A 17017-nucleotide genomic window follows, 5' to 3' on the forward strand; every position below is an offset into this window, starting at 1 on the left:
CAGAAACGGGTTGAAAGCGAAAGAATTAAGCCAGCACCGGCTGCTCGGCCAGGCTATGCTCGGTAGGCGCGGCCTCGTGGCCATCGAAGTTGGCGCTCGCAGGGTCGTCGGGGTCGAGCGAGACGGAGACGAACGTGGTCTTGCGCTGCACGGCGGCAAAAATGACCGGCAGAATAAAGAGCGCGGCCACCGTGGAAGCCAGCAGGCCGCCGATAACGGCGCGGCCCAGCGGGGCCGACTGCTCGCCGCTCTCGCCCAGGCCCGAGGCCATGGGCAGCATGCCGGCCACCATCGCGATGCTCGTCATGAGCACGGGGCGCAGGCGAGCGGCCCCGGCCAGGCGGGCGGCGGCCAGCGCGTCGTGGTAGCGCAGGCGCAGACTCTCGGCGTTGGTGACGATGAGCACGGCGTTGGCCACCGACACGCCCACCGACATGATGATGCCCATGTACGACTGCAAATTCAGCGTCTGGCCCGTGAGCAGCAGCAAGAGCAGCGAGCCGGCCAGCACGGCCGGCACCGTCACGAGCACTACCCCCGCCACTTTCAGCGACTGGTAGTTGGCAGCCAGCAGCAGGAAAATGACCACGATGGCCAGCCCCAGGCCAGTTTGCAGGCTGCTCAGGGTTTCGGTCAGCAGCTGGGCCAGGCCGCGCAGCTGCACGACCGAGCCCTTGGGCGGCGCGCCCACGGCCTTGATGGCGCGTTGCACGTCGCGGGTGGCGGTGCCCAGGTCTTGGTGGTCGATGTTGGCCGATACCGTGACGATGCGGCGCGGCCCGATGCGGTCAAATTCGCCGGGCACGTTGGCGGTGTGCAGGGTGGCCACGTCGCCGAGCGTGGGGCGCGTCTGGCCCGGCACTAGGGGCAGATTTTGCATGTCGGCCTGCGTTTTCATATCCTGCGAGGCCAGCTGCACCTGCACCTGGTAGGCAAAGCCCTTGCTCTGGTCGAGCCACAGGTTCTTGGCCGTGAAGCGGCTGCTGCTCGTGGCGGCCACCAGCGACTTGGCAATCTGGTCGGGCGTGAGGCCGAACTGCGCGGCCCGCTCCCGGTCCACGTTTATCTGCACGGTGGGGTAGCTCAGGGGCTGGTTTACCCGCACGTCGCGCAGGTAGGGTATCTGCTGGAGGCGGGCCACCAGCTTGTCGGCGTAGCTTTTGCCGTCTTGCAAACTCTTCCCCCCTACCAATATTTCGATGGGCGTCTGAGCCCCCTGGCTCATAATTTTATCGGTCAACTCAATCGGCTCGTAGCTGAGTTGCACGTCGGGCAGGTGCTGGTGCACGGCCTGGCGAATCTTGTCCTTGAGGTCATCCAGGTTTTTGACTTTGTAGTCCTCGGCCAGGTTCACCTGCAAGTCAGCCTCGTGGGGGCCGGCGTTGAAGACGTAGAGCGCCGAGGTACCGTACGAGCTAGGCGTCATGCCCACGAAAGCCGAGGTAATGGCTACGTTTTTCGGCCCCACAATCTGCTGAATCAGGCTGATGACTTCCTTGGTGCGCTCCTCCGTGCGCTCGATGCGCATGCCCTCGGGGGCGATGATGCGCACCTGGAACTGCTTGGAGTGCGTGATTTTGGGCATCATGTCCTGCCCGATAAAGTAGAAGCACCCGCCAATAATGGCCGCGCACACCACGCCGTACACCGTGCCCACCAGGGCCCGGTGGCGCAGCAGCCGGTCCAGCACGCCTAGGTAGGCCAGCTTCACGCGCTCGAAGCCTTTGACTTCTTTTTGGTGCGTTACCTCGTAGCCTTCCTGGCTCACCTCGCGCGGCTCTTTCAAGTCGGGCAGTAAGCTCAATTCGTGCTCGGAAGTGTGCGCATGGCCCTTCAGCCACCAGTTGGCCACCACCGGCACGAAGGTTTGCGACAGGGTATAGGAAGCAATAATGGCAAAGCCCACCGAGAGCGAGAGCGGAATAAACATGCCGCGCGGCACGCCCGACATCAGAAAGGCCGGCGCAAATACGGCCAGAATGCTGAGGGTAATCAGCAGCAGCGGAAACGATACTTCCTGGCTGGCATCCAGGATGGCGCGGGCCTTGGTTTTGCCCATCTCCTGGTGCTGGTGAATATTCTCAATCACCACCGTGGCCTGGTCCACCAGAATGCCGATGGCCAGCGACAGCCCCGACAGGGTCATGATATTAATGGTCTGCCCAGTCAGCTGCAAGAGCAAAATGGCCGTCAGAATCGACACCGGAATGGTGAGAATCACGATAACCGACGAGCGCAAATCGCCCAGGAACAGGAACACGACCAAACCTGTTAGCAGCGCCCCCAGCCCGCCCTCAAAGGCTAGGCTGTGCACGGCCTGGCTCACGTATACCGACTGGTCGAACTCGTAGCTAAGCTGGATGTTGTCGGGCAGCAGGGCGCGCATCTCGGGCAGCTTGGCCTTGAGCGCATTCACCACGCTCATAGTAGAGGCGTCGGCCGACTTGGTAACCGGAATGTACACCGAGCGCTTGCCGTTCACCAGCGCGTAGCCCACCGGAATGTCGGTGGCATCTTCCACCGTGGCCACGTCGCGGATAAACACCGTGGGCCCTACCCCCTGCCGCAGCGGGATGTTGAGAAAGTCAGGGATTTTGTCCAGCACCGTGTTGCTGGGCGTCATCACCATGTAGTTGCCCATGCCCACCGAGCCGGCCGGTGACACCTGGTTGTTCTTCACGATGGCCGACACGATTTCGTCGGGCGTGAGCTGGTAGCTCTTCATCTTCTCGGGGTCCACGCGCACCACCACCGTGCGCTCGTTGCCGCCGAAAGGCGGCGGGGCCGACGCGCCAGGAATCTGCGAAAACAGCGGCCGGATGCGGGTCGAGGCCAAATCCTGCATCTGCCCCAGCGAGGCCGAGGTGCTGCTGAAGACCAGCTCGCCCACCGGCAGGCTGCTGGCATCGAAGCGCACCACCGTAGGCGGCACCGTGCCGGGCGGCATGTAACTCAGCACCCGGCTCACCTGGCTGGCCACCTCGCCGGCCGCCTGGGCCATGTTCACGTCTTCGTAAAACGTGCACTTGACCAGGCACAGGCCCTGGATGTTCTTCACTTCCACGTCCTTAATGCCCGACACGTAGAGCATCTGGTTCTGGTAGCGCGTGGCAATAAAGCCTTCCATCTGGGCCGCCGTCATCCCGCCGTAGGGCTGGGCGATGTAGATGGTGGGCAGGTTGAGGCGGGGAAAAATGTCAATCGGGATGCGCCCCAGCGACAGGGCCGCGAACACGACGACCCCCAGCAGGGCCACGATAACGGCAATCGGGCGGGCTAATGCGGTTTTTATCATGAGTAGTTAGCTAGAAGGCAGCGGCTTATAATTGACCCAGCAGGCCGCCCAGGTTGCCGCTGGCCGCGCCTTGCAGCAGCACAGCGCGCCAGAGGTTGTTGGTAGCCAGGGCCTGGTCGGTTTCGGCGCGGTTGAGCACCTCCGTGGCCTGCGTGAGCACGAGCAGGTTGTCGAGGCCGGCATCGTAGCGGGCGCGGGCCTGACCGAAAACCTGGCGGGCGGCGGCCAGCTGCACGGGCGCTTGCAGGGCGGTTTGGCGGGCCAACTCCACTTGCAGGCTGGCATTTTGCAGCTGGGTAGCGAGCTGCAGCGCCTGCTGGTCGTAGTCGGCGCGGGCCTGCTCGGTGCGCAGGCGCTGAGCCTGGGCGGCCCGGCCCGAATGAATAAGCTCGGTAGCGTGCCAGGTGAGGGTAGCCCCCACCAGGTAGTTGTAGGCCCGGAAGGGCAGGCCCGCCCCCGGCGACGAGTCGATGACGAAGTTGCCGTGGTCGTCGGTGGCGTCGTTCACCCCCGAGCCGCGGCCCCAGGTTGAGGCCAGCAGGTCGAGGCTGGGGCGCTTGTTGGCGCTGAATACCTTTTCCTGGGCCTGGCTGGCGGCGATGCGGCGGTCGTAGGCGCGCAGCAGCGGGTTGTTGGCGCGGGCCGTGTCACCGGCGGACGGCCCGGCCAGCACCTGCGGCAGGTGGGCGTAGAACTGCATGGAGTCGAGCTGCACCTCCTGGGTGGGCTGGCCCAGCAGGCCGGCCAGGCGGGTGCGCTGGGTGCGGGCCTGCTGCTGGGCGGCGAGCACCTGCAGGCGGGCCCGCGATACCTCGGCGTTGGCCGTGGCCGAGTCGATGCCCGCCCGAATGCCCGAGCGCGTGCCGGCCCGTATCACGCGGGCCAGGGCCTCGGCCCGTTGCGCGTTGGCCCGCTGCAGGGCCACCGCTTTTTCAGCGCCCAGGGCCAGCAGGTAGGCATCGGCCACCTGCGCCTGGTACTCGAATACGGCCTGGTCGTAGTCGGCCTGGGCCACCGCCACGGCCGACTGGGAGCGGTTCTCCACGGCCCGGTAGCGGCCAAAAGTGACGGCCGGCCAGTCGATTACCAACGCGCCCAGGCTCGACACGTTGGTGCGCCCATCAGCGCCCGTGGCCCGCGAGGCCCCCGACTCCGACATGGCCACCCCCGGAATGTAGGCCCCGCGCACTTGGTTGACCGTCGCGTCCACGCCCTGCAGCTGGGCCGTCACCTGCGGCAAAAAAGCTGCTCGGTTGGTGCGCACGTCAGCCTGGGCGGCGCGCACGGCGGCCTGCTTGGCGCGCAGCGCCGGGTAGTGGTCCTGGGCTAGCTTCAGGGCCACCGGCAGCGTCAGGGGCCGGGGTAGCTGCGGTAGCTCACGGGGCTGCTGGGCCCGGGCGGGCGGGGCCAGCAGTAGCAGCCCGGCCAGCAGCAGGCCCGGCCCGGCCAGTCGCCAGCACCGGAAAAGAAAGGCGGGATTCAGGTTCATGCCTCAAACCTCCCCTACCCGTATTATACTGGTATTAAAAGCGTATTAAAAGTTATTAAAGCCCCGCCGGCCCACCCCTAGCCACCCGACGCCCGCTGCAACGGCAGCTGCACCTCGGCCACGGTGCCGCCGCCCGGCCGGGGCCGCAGCAGGAGCTGCCCCTGGTGGAGCCCGATAATGCGCTGGGCCAGCGTGAGGCCGATGCCGAAGCCGGGTACCTCGCCCACGGCGCGCCCTCGCGCGAGGGGCTGAAAAATGCGCTCCAACTCATCAGGCGCAATGCCGGGGCCCCGGTCTTCAATGAGCAGGCGCACGGCATCGGGGCCAGCCATTTCCAGGCACAGGGCCACGGGCTGGCCGCCGGAATACTTGGCGGCGTTATCCACGAGGTTGCCCAGGGCCGTGCGCAGCAGCTGGGCATTGCCGAGCAGCTGCGGCGTGTGGGCCTGGGCATCCACCTCCCGGCTGATGTCGAGGTCCACAGCCCGGCCGGGGTACTGGTGCTGGGCCGTGCTCACCACGTCGAGCAGCACATCGACCAGCTCCACGGGCTGGCCGTCGAGGGGGGTAGCGCCATCCAGCCGGGCCAGGTGCAGCAGGCCGTTGGCCAGGGCCGTGAGCCGGTCCAGCCCCGTTACGGCCTGCCGGATACCCTGCTGAAGGCTGGCTACGTCCGAGTCGTAGGCCAGCGACGTTTCCAGCCAGCCCTTAATGGTGGTGAGCGGGGTACGTATTTCGTGCGAGGCGTGGGAAATAAACGCGCTCTGGCTTTCAACCAGCTCTTCCTGGCGGGTTAGCAGGTCGTTGAAGGCGGCCGCCAGGGCACCCGCCTCGTCGCGCGGGTTGAGGGGCTGCAGCCGGAATGGCTGGGCCTGCGCCGCCGGTGCCCGCAGCTGCCCCAGCAGCACGTTGAGCGGGGCCAGGGCGCGGGTAGCGAACAGTAGCCCCAGGGCCGCTACCAGCACCACGGCCGCCAGGTTGCCGTACAGAAAGGAGTTGCGCAAGGTCAGCTGCTGGGCGTAGCCCTGCCGGTCGTAGGCCGTGACGATGGCCACGTACTGGCCTTGCGCCTGCGGGCGGCGGTAGGCCAGGGCTATGCCTTCCTTGGGGTGGGCATAGCCGGGGCGGGCATAGGAAAAGGCTACCTGTCCCTGCTGGCGCGCCTGGCTTAGCAGGCCGGCAGTGGGGGTGTAGTCAGTGTCAGCGCTGGCGTAGAGTGGCTGGTTGGCGGGGGTGTACACCTGCTCGGCCTGCTCGGGCAGCGAGTTGAGCATGGTACCCGCCAGCGAGTCGTTAAGAGCCAGCAGCTGCTGGGTTACGGCGGCCTTGCGCGCTAGCCGGGCAGTGAAGGAGTGGTGCCGGAAGCGGGCCGTGCTCACGTACACGTAGCTCGAAAAGGCCAGCAGCAGCCCGCTGACCAGGGCCGCAAACCAGAGCAGGAGCTTGTGTTTTATCTGCATCGCGCTAGCCCTGTAGCAAGTACCCCGCCCCGACTACCGTGTGCAGCAGCTTTTGGCCAAAGCCCTTATCGATTTTCTTGCGCAGAAAGTTGATGTACACGTCAATCACGTTGGTATTGGTATCGAAGTGCAGGTCCCACACCTTCTCGGCAATGTCGATGCGGCTCACGGTGCGGCCCTTGTTGGTCATCAGGTATTCGAGCAGCGAATACTCGCGGGTCGTGAGCTCGATGCGCTGGCCGGCGCGGGTCACGGTGCGGGCGTCGGTGTCCAGCTCCAGGTCGGCCACGCGCAGCACCGCGTGCAGCCCGCCGTAGGCGGCCCCGCGCCGGGCCAGCGCCCGAATGCGCAGCAGCAGCTCCCGAAACTCGAACGGCTTGGTGAGGTAGTCGTCGGCCCCGGCCCCGAAGCCCGCTTCCTTATCGGCCAGCCCGTCGAGGGCTGTGAGCAGCAGCACGGCTTGGCGCGGCGAGTGCTGCTTGATGTAGCGGCACAGCTCAAAGCCGTTCATGCCCGGCAGATTCACGTCGAGTACCACCACGTCGAAAGGCTGCTGGTCGAAAAGGTGCTGCCCAATCAGGCCATCGTAGGCCACTTTGATGTCGTAGCCCTCGCTCTCAATGCCTTTGCGAATGAAGGAGGCCAGACTGGTTTCATCTTCTACGAGCAGGATGGTCATGGGGCAAAGGTGCGGCACACCTTATGAAGTCGGGGTGGATTGCGTGGCGTAGCCCGCGGCCTGCGCTCCCGCCGGGCGCGGTCCCCTACCCCCTGCTTGCTCCGCGTAGCAGCCGGCAAGGTGGCCAGGTGGCGGAACCAGGGTCGCGGGTAGCTTTACGAACCTGATTCTTTTTTCGTCAATCTAAGTGGGTATGCTCTGGTCATCGCCGCAGCCAAACTTTACCAGTCCGGCCCTGCCGAAGCATTTCAGTTTCCGGTTCTGGGTAGCGGCGGGCGTGACCGGCGTGGCGGCCGGCCTGGCGGCGGGGCTACTCATGAAGCTGCTGCGGCTGGTGCAGCACCTGGCCTGGGCCTACCAGGCCGGCGATTTTCTGACGGCCGTGCAGCACAGCCCGGCCCGGCACCGGGTACTGCTGCTCAGCCTCGCGGGCGGGCTGACGGCCGGCGGCCTCTGGCTGGCCCGCCGCTTCTGGCCCAAGCCGGGCTGGGGACTTTCCTCGGGCATCTGGCTGCACGCGGGCGCGCTGCCGCTGCTGGCCTCCCTCTATAACGGGGTGCTCTCCGTCGTGCTCGTGAGCCTGGGGGCGGCGCTCGGGCGCGAGTCAGCCCCGAAGGAGGCGGGCGCGGCCTTTGGGGCAGGCTTGGCCAACCTGGGCCGCCTCACCCTGCCCGAGCGGCAGCTGCTGGCCGCCTGCGGGGCCGGGGCGGGCATGGCGGCCGTCTACAACGTCCCGTTTGGCGGGGCTCTTTTCGCGCTGGAAGTGCTGCTGGGCTCCCTGGCTCTGCCCGCCGTGCTGCCGGCACTCATCGTCTCGTTTATCGCTACCTGGGTCTCGTGGCTGCTGCTGCCACAGGTGTCCACGTTCACCGTGCCCGTGGCGGCCGTTACCCCGGCCCTGCTCGTTTGGAGCGTGCTCTTCGGGCTGCTGGCCGGGGTGGTGTCGGTCGGCTACGTGCGGCTGGTGGGGCTGGCCCGCCGCTACCAGCCGGCTGGCAGCGCCCGCTGGTGGCTGCCGCTGGTCGTGTTCGCCGGCCTGGGGCTGGCCTCGGTGCCGTTTCCCGAGCTGCTGGGCAACGGCCGCAACGTGGTGCAGAACGCCATTGACAGCCGGATGAGCCTGGCGCTATTCGGTAGCCTACTGGTGCTGCGCCCCCTGGCCACGGCCGCCTGCCTGCGCGCCGGGGCCCCCGGCGGACTGTTTACCCCAACCCTGACTTTCGGGGCCCTGCTGGGCGGCCTGGCCGGGCGCGGCTGGGCCGTGGTCTGGCCAGCCGCGGTGCCTTCATCATCACTAGGGGCGTATGCCGTGGTGGGTGCGGGGGCTATTCTGGCCTCGGCTACCCAAGCCCCCTTGTCGTCCATCCTGCTGATGCTGGAGCTAGGTACGCACGTTGATAAATTGCTTATGCCCCTGCTCATTGCCACGGCGGTGGCCACGCACGTAGCGCGGCGGCTGGAAGCCCGGTCTATTTACGCCGTAGCCGGGGCCCACCAAGAGGTGCCCGCTACCCCTCCCCACCGCGGCGGCGACTGGCATGCCGCCATTACGTCCTGACGCGGGAAACTTTGGTGGGGCAGCCGGTGGGTTAAGCCGGGACCGGCCCCAGCGTTTCACGCAGCTTGGGACCATCAAAAGGCAGGCCTTGCAGCGGGGCGAGCAGGCATAGGCGGCACCGCCCATCGCCAGCGGCAACAGCCCCAAGGCGGCCAGACCCCAGTTTTTGCGGGCCTGCACCAGCCCGGCCCCAATCAGCGCGGTGCCGATGGCAACGCGGGCCGCACGGCCCTGGGAAGAGGCAACCAGAAGCAGGAAATTGTCTGTAATGGCCAGTAAACAAGAATCGGCGCTTACTTAAAATTCCCCCTTTTATGTTGTGTAAACGCAACATACTGACTGATTTTAGGCCGGTTTATTGCGTTTACACAACATGAATTGGTATAGTCTTTCTGATACGGCCATCCTGCGGGAAGTCGGCACCAGCCTGCGGCAGATTCGGCTCAATCGCAACCAGTCCCAGCAGGCCGTGGCTACGGCGGCGGGCATCGACCGGGCCACGCTCAGCCTGATTGAGCACGGCCGGCCTACTTCGCTGCTAACGTTTGTGCAGCTATTGCGCACGCTGGAGCACCTGGATGTGCTGGAAGGGCTCGTGACCAAGGCCGAGCTTAACCCAGTGGTACTGGCCCGCTTAGCGAAAAAGCAGCGCCGACACGCTTCCGGCCCAGCCGATTCGTCCTCCGCTACGCCCGCCCCTTCCGAATGGTAACGCTGGCCACTATTCGCCTGTGGGGGCAGCCGGTAGGGGTAGTCAGCTGGGATGCCGACCGGGCCCGCGCCACGTTCGCCTACGAGCCCGCGCCACGTTCGCCTACGAGCCCGCCTTCATTCGGTCGCGGCTAGAGGTGGCGCCTTTACAAATGCCGCTGACGCGCGGGGCCGATACAGTGTACGCCTTTCCGCGCCTCAACCCCGAGACGTTCCACGGCCTGCCGGGCCTGCTGGCCGATTCGCTACCCGACCGCTTTGGCAACCAGTTGATTGATGCCTGGCTGGCCCTGCAAGGCCGCAGCCCCGAAGGCTTTTCGCCGGTGGAGCGTCTGTGCTACACGGCCAACCGGGGCATGGGCGCGCTGGAATTTGAGCCGGCGCTGAAAAGCGGGGCGGCTACCGGCTCGGAAGCGGTCGAAATAGCGGCCCTCGTTGAACTGGCGCAGCAAGTGCTTGACCAGCGGGAAGGCCTGCACGTCAACCTGCGCCACGAGTCGACCGAGGCGCTGGCCGCCCTGCTGGCCGTGGGTACATCGGCCGGCGGCGCCCGCCCCAAGGCGCTGATTGCCTATAACGACGCCACGGGCGAAGTGCGCTCGGGCCAGGTGACGGCCCCGGCAGACTTCGGCTACTGGCTGCTGAAGCTGGATGGGGTGCGTGACCAGGTAGTAGCTGACCCTCAAGATTTTGGGCGGGTGGAATACGCCTATTACCACATGGCCATCGCCAGCGGCCTCGACATGACGGAGTGCCGCCTGTACGAGGAGAATGAGCGGGCACACTTCATGACGCGCCGCTTTGACCGCACGGCGACGGGCGAAAAGCTGCACGCCCAGACGCTGTGCGCCCTTGGCCACTTCGACTACAACCAACCCGCCACCTACTCTTACGAGCAGGCCTTTCAGGTGCTACGCCAACTGCGCCTGCCCTACCCGGCCGCCGAGCAGCTGTTTCGCCGAATGGTCTTCAACATTGTGGCCCGCAACCAGGACGACCACACCAAGAATATTTCGTTCCTGATGGATGCGGCGGGCCAGTGGCAGCTGGCTCCGGCGTATGATGTGGCGTATTCTTACAAGCCCGGCAACCGCTGGCTGATGCAGCACCAGCTATCGGTCAACGGCAAGCGCGACCACTTCACGCGGGCGGATTTGCGCCAAGTAGCCAAGGAGATGAACGTGCGCCGGGCAGATGAACTGGTGGATGAGATACTGGCGCAGGTAGCCCACTGGCCGGCGTTTGCCGCCGCTGCCGGCGTAGCCGAAGGGCGGGTGGCTGAAATTGGCGCGGCGCACCGGCAACTACGTTGAGCAAGCCTGTTTAACCAGTTAGCTGTTCGCGTAGCAAACGCGAAAAAGGCCGTTTGGGCTACCAAAAAATCCTTCTCCGGTCGGCCTTTCTCCGGTTGCCCTAGCCCTGGCCCTACCTTTGGCCCATGCGCACAGAGCGGCCTTTTTCAGCAAACCAATCCGACCGGCCCCTGGTGGCGGGGCCGGTGATTGCGCTGGCCTGGCTGCTGTTCAGCGGCTTTATGGTGCTGCTGATTTTCGTACAAAACCTCTCGGCCGGCACGCCTACCAACTGGGGTGAGGCGCTGGGCGGGCGCTTGCTGCACGGGCTGATTTGGGGACTGCTCACGCCGGTGGTGTTTGCGCTGGCGGCCCGCTTCGACCTCACCGAGCGGCGGCGGTGGCTGCCCAAGCTGCTGGCGCACGCGGCGGCCAGCTACGGGCTCACCCTGACCTATCGCCTCGTGTATGCCGGGGCGATGGACGCAGCCGGAGCCCTGCCGGGCGGCTTTTCGCTGGCCAGCGTGGTGGCCAATGCTAATAACTGGGTGCCCATTTACTGGATGCTGCTCTGCATTGCCTATGCGGTGCAGTACCGCGAGCGGTTTCGGGAGGGCCAGCTGCGAGCGGCCCAGCTTGAAACCCAGCTGGTGCAGGCCCAGCTGCAGGCGCTGAAAATGCAGCTTCAGCCCCATTTCCTGTTCAACTCGCTCAACGCCGTATCCGCTTTGATGAGCGCCGACGTGAAGGCGGCCCGCCGGATGCTGGCCCAGCTCAGCCAGTTTCTGCGACTGGTGCTCGACGGCGCCGATGCCCACGAGGTGACCCTGGCCCAGGAGCTGCACCTCACGCGCCTCTACCTCACAATCGAGCAAACCCGCTTCCCCGACCGCTTGGCCGTGGCGTACGACATCGACCCCGGCACCGAGGGCGCGCTGCTGCCCGCCCTGCTCTTGCAGCCGGTGGTGGAAAACGCCGTGCGCCACGGCCTGGCCCCGCAAGCGGGGGCGGGCGAGCTGGCCATCAGTGCCCGGCGGGCCGGCACCCGCCTGCTGGTGCAGGTGCGGGACAACGGTCGGGGCACCGCCGACACCGCCGCCCGCGGCCTGGGCCTGCGCAACCTCGAAAGCCGCCTGGCCACCCGCTACGGCCCCGACTACGCCGTGACCGTGGACACGGCCCCCGGACAGGGCTACTGCCTGCGGCTGTCGCTGCCCTTCGTGGCCGCCGCGCCGGCCGCCCAACCTAGCGTACCTGCATGAGCCCGAGCATCCGCACCCTGCTGGTCGATGATGAGCCGCTGGCCCGCCACTTGTTGGGCGAGCTACTGGCCGACTTTCCCGCCCTGGTCGTGGCCGGCGAGTGTGCCAACGGCCCCGAGGCCCTGGCTGCCCTACAAGCCGGTGGCTACGACGTGGTGTTTCTGGACGTGCAGATGCCCGGCCTCGACGGGGTGCAGGTGCTGCAACAGCTGCGGGCCGCTGGCCAGCCCCTGCCCCTAGTGGTATTCGTGACCGCCTACGACCAGTACGCCGTGGCGGCCTTCGGCCTGCACGCGGTTGATTACCTGCTCAAGCCCCTCGACCCCGACCGTTTTGCCGACTGCGTGCGCCGGGTGCAGCAGCAGCTAGCCCAGCGCGACAGCCACGCCGCCGGGGCCGACCTGGCGGCCCTGCTCCGCGCCTGGCCCCCGGCCGCCCCTCCCCCGCCGCCGCCCGCCTACCAGGACCGCTTCCTGGTGAAGCAACCGGAGCGGCAGTTTTTCGTGCCCGCCGCCGACGTGTGCTACCTCGAAGCCACCGGCAGCGGCGTGCTGCTGCACCTGGCCGGGGCTACCCACCCCCTGCGGGCCACCCTGGGCCAGCTGGCCGAGCGGCTCGACCCGGCCCGGTTTCTGCGCATCCACCGCTCGGTTATCATTCACACCGAGCATATCGTGGAGTTTAAGCCGTGGGCGCACGGCGAGTATCTGTTTCGGATGGCCAATGGGCTGCATGTCACGTCCTCACGCAGCTACAACGCGGCTATTCAGCAGTTCTTGAGGCGCTTCGCCTAGCTGCCGGGGGTTAAAAGAGCCACCTCGGCCCCCAATAAGGCCAACCTGCCACTAGCCCCTGGTGGGCGCCGCTGCCCACCCGTAGGTTTGGTTGTCAGCCGCTAACGCCCTGGCCCTACTACAAACGTGAAAAATACGCTTTTACTTTTCGGGCTGCTGCTCGGGGCCACCTCCGCCGCCCAGGCCCAGCACCAGATGGCCGGCATGAGCCACGCCGGTATGGCTGGCATGACGATGCCCGCCGCCAAACCCGGCAGCCCGGTGGCTGCCTTCCAGCACGGCATGGACTCGGTGATGGTGGTGATGGACGAAGGAATGCGCCGCATGGACGGGGCCAGCCCCACCGACATCGACGCCAGCTTTGCGGCCATGATGGTGCCCCACCACCAGGGGGCCGTGGACATGGCCCGCCTGCAACTGCTCTACGGCAAAGACCCCGCCCTGCGCCGCCTGGCCCAGAGCATCATCGCCGAGCAGCAGGTCGAGATTCAGCAGATGCAGGCCTGGCTGAAGCAGCACCCGGCCAAGCCCTAGGCAGCGTCCACGATACATGCTTACTTATCAATGAAACACCTTCTCCTTCCCGCCCTGCTGCTGGCCGGCACCGCCGCCCGGGCCCAGGCCGTGAGCCACCGCGACCGGGTGTACACGGCCGACCAGATTTCCAACACGGTTTCCGTCATCGACCCGATGGATAATAAGCTGCTGGGCCAGGTGATACTGGGCAAGCCGCAGCCCGATTTAACGTCGGCCCTCTACCGGGGGCAGGCGCTGGTGCACGGCCTAGGGGCCTCGCCCGACCACCGGCTGCTGGCCGTGGTGTCGGTGGGCTCCAACAACGTCACGTTTATCGAAACGGCCACTAACGCCATCAAGGGCAGCGTGTACGTGGGCCGCGCCCCGCACGAGCCTACCTTCCGGCCCGACGGCAAGGAGGTGTGGGTGACGGTGCGCGGCGAGGACTACCTCTCCGTCATTGATGCCGCCACGCTGCGCGAAACCCGCCGCATCCAGGTGCCCAACGGGCCGGGCCAAATCGCCTTTAGCCCCGATGGCAAGCGGGCCTTCGTGTGCTCCAGTTTCTCGCCCGAGCTGGCGGTGATTGACGTGGCTACCTACCAGGTTATCAAGAAAATACCCGTCGCCAGCCCGTTCTCGCCCAACATCTTCCCCAGCAAGGACGGCCAGCAAATCTGGTTTACGCACAAGGACGTAGGCAAGGTCTCGGTGCTCGACACCAAAACCCTGACCATCAGCGGGGTACTAACTACCGGCCCCATCACCAACCACGTGACCACCGTGGACCTGCCCACCGGCAAGCTGGCCTACGTGACCGTGGGCGGCGAAGACGTGGTGAAAGTGTACAGCCGCGAGCCGGGCTTTAAGCAGCTGGCGACCATTGCGGTAGGGGCTAATCCGCACGGCATCTGGCCCGCGGGCGATGGCAGCCGGGTGTACGTGGGCCTCGAAAACGGCGATTCGGCCGTGGCCGTGAGCACGGCCACCAACCGGGTGCTGGGCAAAATCAAGGTCGGCCAGGCCCCCATGGCCCTGATGTATGTGCCCGACGCCGTGCCCTCGGGCGTGGCCAGCGCGGCCAACCTCGGCCAGCAGCTCATCGACAGGCCCACCGTCATCCGCAACCTGCGGCCCCCTACCCCTGGCCCCGCCGCCGGCACCATGAACCTGCGCTCGGAGGGCCTCGTGGACCTGGCCACCTTCAACCTGCGCGCCCTGGCCCCGAATACCGACTACGACATCTTCCTCACCAACTCCACCCAGGCCCCTTACGCCCACGACTATCCCCTCACCACCGTGCACACCGACGCCAAGGGCGGCGCCATGGGCCAAGCGCTCGGCCCCGTGCAGCGCATCGCCAGCGGCGACTTGCACCCGGCGGGCAAGGCGTTTACGCGGGTGGTCGTGGCCCCGAAGGCAACCGACGGCCCACCGACGCTGATTAGCGAGTAGACGGGCTTTTTGGGCCATAAGGCGGACTTTTATCCTCCAGGCCGCCGTGGTGGACAACGCAAGCAAAACCGGCCGCGCTACCCAAGTGGTGCCAATCAGCCCCGCGGCCAACTGCTGACGCCCGTGCCCCGTTGAAGTACTAGTAGGCGATGCCTCCCGTTCGGGATGCGCGTGGTGCGCTATTACGGATTGTTTACGAACTGCTTTATGGAAAAGACTACGCACACCCCGGGCCAGGGTCTGAGCCGCCGGGCCGTTTTGAGTGGCTTGGTACCGGCCCTGGCCGTGGCCGGCACTTCGTCGGCCTGGGCCAGCGCCGCGCCTGTTGCCAGCCCCCCGGCCGCCCTGGGCCGCGGCACGTTCCCGGGCCTCATCACCCGCGAAAAGGAGCCGCTGAACCTGGAATTGCCCTTTCCCACGCTGGAAGACCGGCTGGTGCCCAATAACCGATTCTACGTGCGCAGCCACTTCCACATTCCCACGATAGCGGCGGCGAGCTGGCAGCTCAGCATCGAGGGCGAGGTGCGCAATTTACTGAACATCAGCTACGACGAGCTGCGCAAAATGCCCTCCAAAACCGTGACGGCTACCCTGGAATGCGCCGGCAACGGCCGCGCCCGGCTCGCCCCCAAGGTCAAGGGCCTGCTCTGGGAGCAGGGCGGCGTGGGCAACGCCACCTGGACGGGCGTACCCCTTTCGGCGCTGCTGGAGCGGGCCGGGGTGAAGCCGGGGGCCGTGGAAATCATCTTCGAAGGCACCGACCAGGGCGAAGTCACCGAAGAGCCTAAGTCGCCGGGTACCATCCACTTTGCCCGCAGCCTGCCGCTGGCCAAGGCCCGGCAGCCCGAGGTGCTGGTGGCCTACCTCATGAACGGCCAGCCCCTCCCCCCCGAGCACGGCTTCCCGGTGCGGCTGGTGGTGCCCGGCTGGTACGGCATGGCCTCGGTGAAATGGCTCAGCAAAATCATGGTCAGCGCCGTGCCCTACGACGGCTACTGGCAAACCCTGGAATACGCCTACTGGAAGCGCGAGCGCGGCCTGCCCACCCTCACGCCCGTGACGGAAATGCTGGTGAAAGCCGAAATTGCCCGCCCCGCCTTGCACGAAGAAGTACCCGCCGGCCAGCCCTACCGCGTGTACGGCGCGGCCTGGACCGGCGAGAGCGAGATTACCCGCGTGGAAGTCAGCACCGACAACGGCGGCAGCTGGCAGCCCGCCCAGCTCCTCGAAGCCGCCGTACCCTTTGCCTGGCGCTTCTGGGAGTTCAGCTGGACGCCGCCCGCCGCGCCGGGCCGCTACACCCTGCAGGCCCGCGCCACCGACCGCGCCGGCCACACCCAGCCCACCATGCACGACCCCGACCGCCGCACCTACATGGTCAATAAAATCGGGGCCGTGGAGGTAGTCGTATCCTAAAGCCCGCGCCGCCACTCCCGCCGAAGGCCCCTGCCGCACCCTGCGCCAGGGGCCTTCTTGTGGCCGCCAGGTCCACGCCCTGGTCGCCACGCAACTAGCCGACAGCCACCTAACCAGCCGCCTCGCTGGCTAATAGCTGGCGGCGGTGCACCCGAAAGCGCCACCCGCCCAGCGCCAGCACCACGGCCGCTACGGCCAGCGCCGTGTAGCCCAGCCGCCCGCCCCGCTCGGGGTGCAGCTGCAACAGCGCCAGGCCGAAGCCCACCAGCGCCAGGCTGGTGCGCACGTAGGTAAACAGCGTGCGCTCGTTGGCCAGGCGAGTGCGTTGCAGGGCCAGCCGGTCGGAGAGCGGCAGGTCAGGCTTGGGGGTGGAAGCGGGCATAAGGAAACCTGGTTTTTCAGGCCAGCGTCACGGCCGCACCCGGCTCGGCCAAACGCAGAAACCTGATGCCGTGTTTCTCGAAATACGGCCCGTAATTGTCATAGCGCTGCTGCACAAAGAAGGGCTTGAGGTACCCGTCGTGCACCGGCAGAATCTGCCTGGGCCGCATTTTCAGGGCAAAGTCAGCCACGCGTAGCTCCGTGAGGAAGGGCGCAGTGACGGGCAGTATCAGCAGTTCTACCCCCGCAAACTGGAGCAGGTTCTCGGCGAAGGAGTCGGCCACGTTCAGCACCCGGCCGTTGACCAGCCAGGCCGTCATTTGGGGCAGCGGGCTGTCGAGAATGGCCTCGTGCCGCACCGGCAGGGCTTGCAGCTGAAACGCGCCTAGGTCGAGCGGACCTTCCTCGTGAATTTTCACGGCCAGCCCTTGCTTCTTCAGCTTGGCGGCCACTTCGCCATTGGAAATTAGGATGGCTCCACTTAGCTCGACGATGCGCTGGAGCGCGTCCACGTCGAGGTGGTCGGGGTGGTCGTGGGTGATGATAACCGTGGCCACGTCGCGGAACTGCTCCGGCTGCACCAGCCCCTCGTTAAAGGAAAACTTGCCGGGGTCGAACAGCAGCTGCTCGCCGTTCAATTCAAACAGCAGGCAGGAGTGGATGTACTTAGTAATGCGCATGGGAGGGGTTAGAGATAAAAGTCTGGTAT

The 17017-nt window shown here is 66.3% G+C and carries 14 protein-coding genes; 8 read left to right on the forward strand and 6 right to left on the reverse strand.

The annotated features are described in order from the left end of the window. Positions 1-25: 25 nt before the first annotated feature. From Q5H89_RS20285 to Q5H89_RS20300, 4 genes are all read right to left on the reverse strand, one after another. Positions 26-3295 (reverse strand): efflux RND transporter permease subunit, encoded by a 3270-nt coding sequence (locus tag Q5H89_RS20285; RefSeq protein WP_305021180.1) that lies wholly within the window; start codon positions 3293-3295, stop codon positions 26-28. Positions 3296-3320: 25 nt separating this feature from the next. Then, positions 3321-4784, reverse strand: coding sequence for a TolC family protein (locus Q5H89_RS20290; protein WP_305021181.1), 1464 nt, complete (start codon positions 4782-4784; stop codon positions 3321-3323). A 77-nt stretch (positions 4785-4861) separates the two neighbouring features. After that, positions 4862-6244, reverse strand: coding sequence for a sensor histidine kinase (locus Q5H89_RS20295; RefSeq protein WP_305021182.1), 1383 nt, complete (start codon positions 6242-6244; stop codon positions 4862-4864). Positions 6245-6248: 4 nt separating this feature from the next. Then, entirely contained in the window at positions 6249-6923 is a 675-nt protein-coding gene (locus Q5H89_RS20300; protein ID WP_305021183.1) for a response regulator transcription factor, read from the reverse strand. A 193-nt stretch (positions 6924-7116) separates the two neighbouring features. Here Q5H89_RS20300 and Q5H89_RS20305 point away from each other — a divergent pair, with 193 nt between their 5' ends. The 8 genes from Q5H89_RS20305 to Q5H89_RS20340 all read left to right on the forward strand — a co-directional run bounded on the left by Q5H89_RS20305 (position 7117) and on the right by Q5H89_RS20340 (position 15927). Further along, entirely contained in the window at positions 7117-8481 is a 1365-nt protein-coding gene (locus tag Q5H89_RS20305; RefSeq protein WP_305021184.1) for a chloride channel protein, read from the forward strand. Between the two features lie 373 nt (positions 8482-8854). Further along, complete coding sequence (locus Q5H89_RS20310) at positions 8855-9193, forward strand: helix-turn-helix transcriptional regulator (protein WP_144853175.1); 339 nt, start codon at positions 8855-8857, stop codon at positions 9191-9193. 136 nt (positions 9194-9329) lie between these two features. Continuing rightward, positions 9330-10505 carry a type II toxin-antitoxin system HipA family toxin gene (locus Q5H89_RS20315; RefSeq protein WP_233636201.1) on the forward strand — a complete coding sequence of 392 codons (1176 nt, stop codon included), beginning with the start codon at positions 9330-9332 and terminating at the stop codon, positions 10503-10505. Positions 10506-10630: 125 nt separating this feature from the next. Continuing rightward, positions 10631-11746, forward strand: coding sequence for a sensor histidine kinase (locus Q5H89_RS20320; protein ID WP_144853177.1), 1116 nt, complete (start codon positions 10631-10633; stop codon positions 11744-11746). Continuing rightward, complete coding sequence (locus Q5H89_RS20325) at positions 11743-12540, forward strand: LytR/AlgR family response regulator transcription factor (protein ID WP_305021185.1); 798 nt, start codon at positions 11743-11745, stop codon at positions 12538-12540. The genes Q5H89_RS20320 and Q5H89_RS20325 overlap by 4 nt, the downstream gene beginning before the upstream one ends. Positions 12541-12666: 126 nt before the next feature. After that, positions 12667-13074, forward strand: a complete 408-nt coding sequence (copM, locus tag Q5H89_RS20330; protein ID WP_305021186.1) for a CopM family metallochaperone — start codon at positions 12667-12669, stop codon at positions 13072-13074. A 30-nt stretch (positions 13075-13104) separates the two neighbouring features. Further along, positions 13105-14511 carry a YncE family protein gene (locus Q5H89_RS20335; RefSeq protein WP_305021187.1) on the forward strand — a complete coding sequence of 469 codons (1407 nt, stop codon included), beginning with the start codon at positions 13105-13107 and terminating at the stop codon, positions 14509-14511. Positions 14512-14718: 207 nt separating this feature from the next. Next, a complete protein-coding gene (locus Q5H89_RS20340) occupies positions 14719-15927 on the forward strand; it encodes a sulfite oxidase (RefSeq protein WP_305021188.1) in 1209 nt (402 codons plus the stop codon). Positions 15928-16036: 109 nt separating this feature from the next. Here the strand turns inward: Q5H89_RS20340 and Q5H89_RS20345 are convergent, their stop codons facing one another. Both Q5H89_RS20345 and Q5H89_RS20350 read right to left on the reverse strand, forming a co-directional pair. Further along, positions 16037-16309: a DUF202 domain-containing protein gene (locus Q5H89_RS20345; RefSeq protein WP_305021189.1), complete on the reverse strand. Its 273-nt coding sequence runs from the start codon at positions 16307-16309 to the stop codon at positions 16037-16039. 16 nt (positions 16310-16325) lie between these two features. Then, positions 16326-16988: an MBL fold metallo-hydrolase gene (locus tag Q5H89_RS20350; RefSeq protein ID WP_305021190.1), complete on the reverse strand. Its 663-nt coding sequence runs from the start codon at positions 16986-16988 to the stop codon at positions 16326-16328. Between the last annotated feature and the right edge of the window lie 29 nt (positions 16989-17017).

Source organism: Hymenobacter cheonanensis (assembly GCF_030581075.1).
GTDB lineage: Bacteria > Bacteroidota > Bacteroidia > Cytophagales > Hymenobacteraceae > Hymenobacter.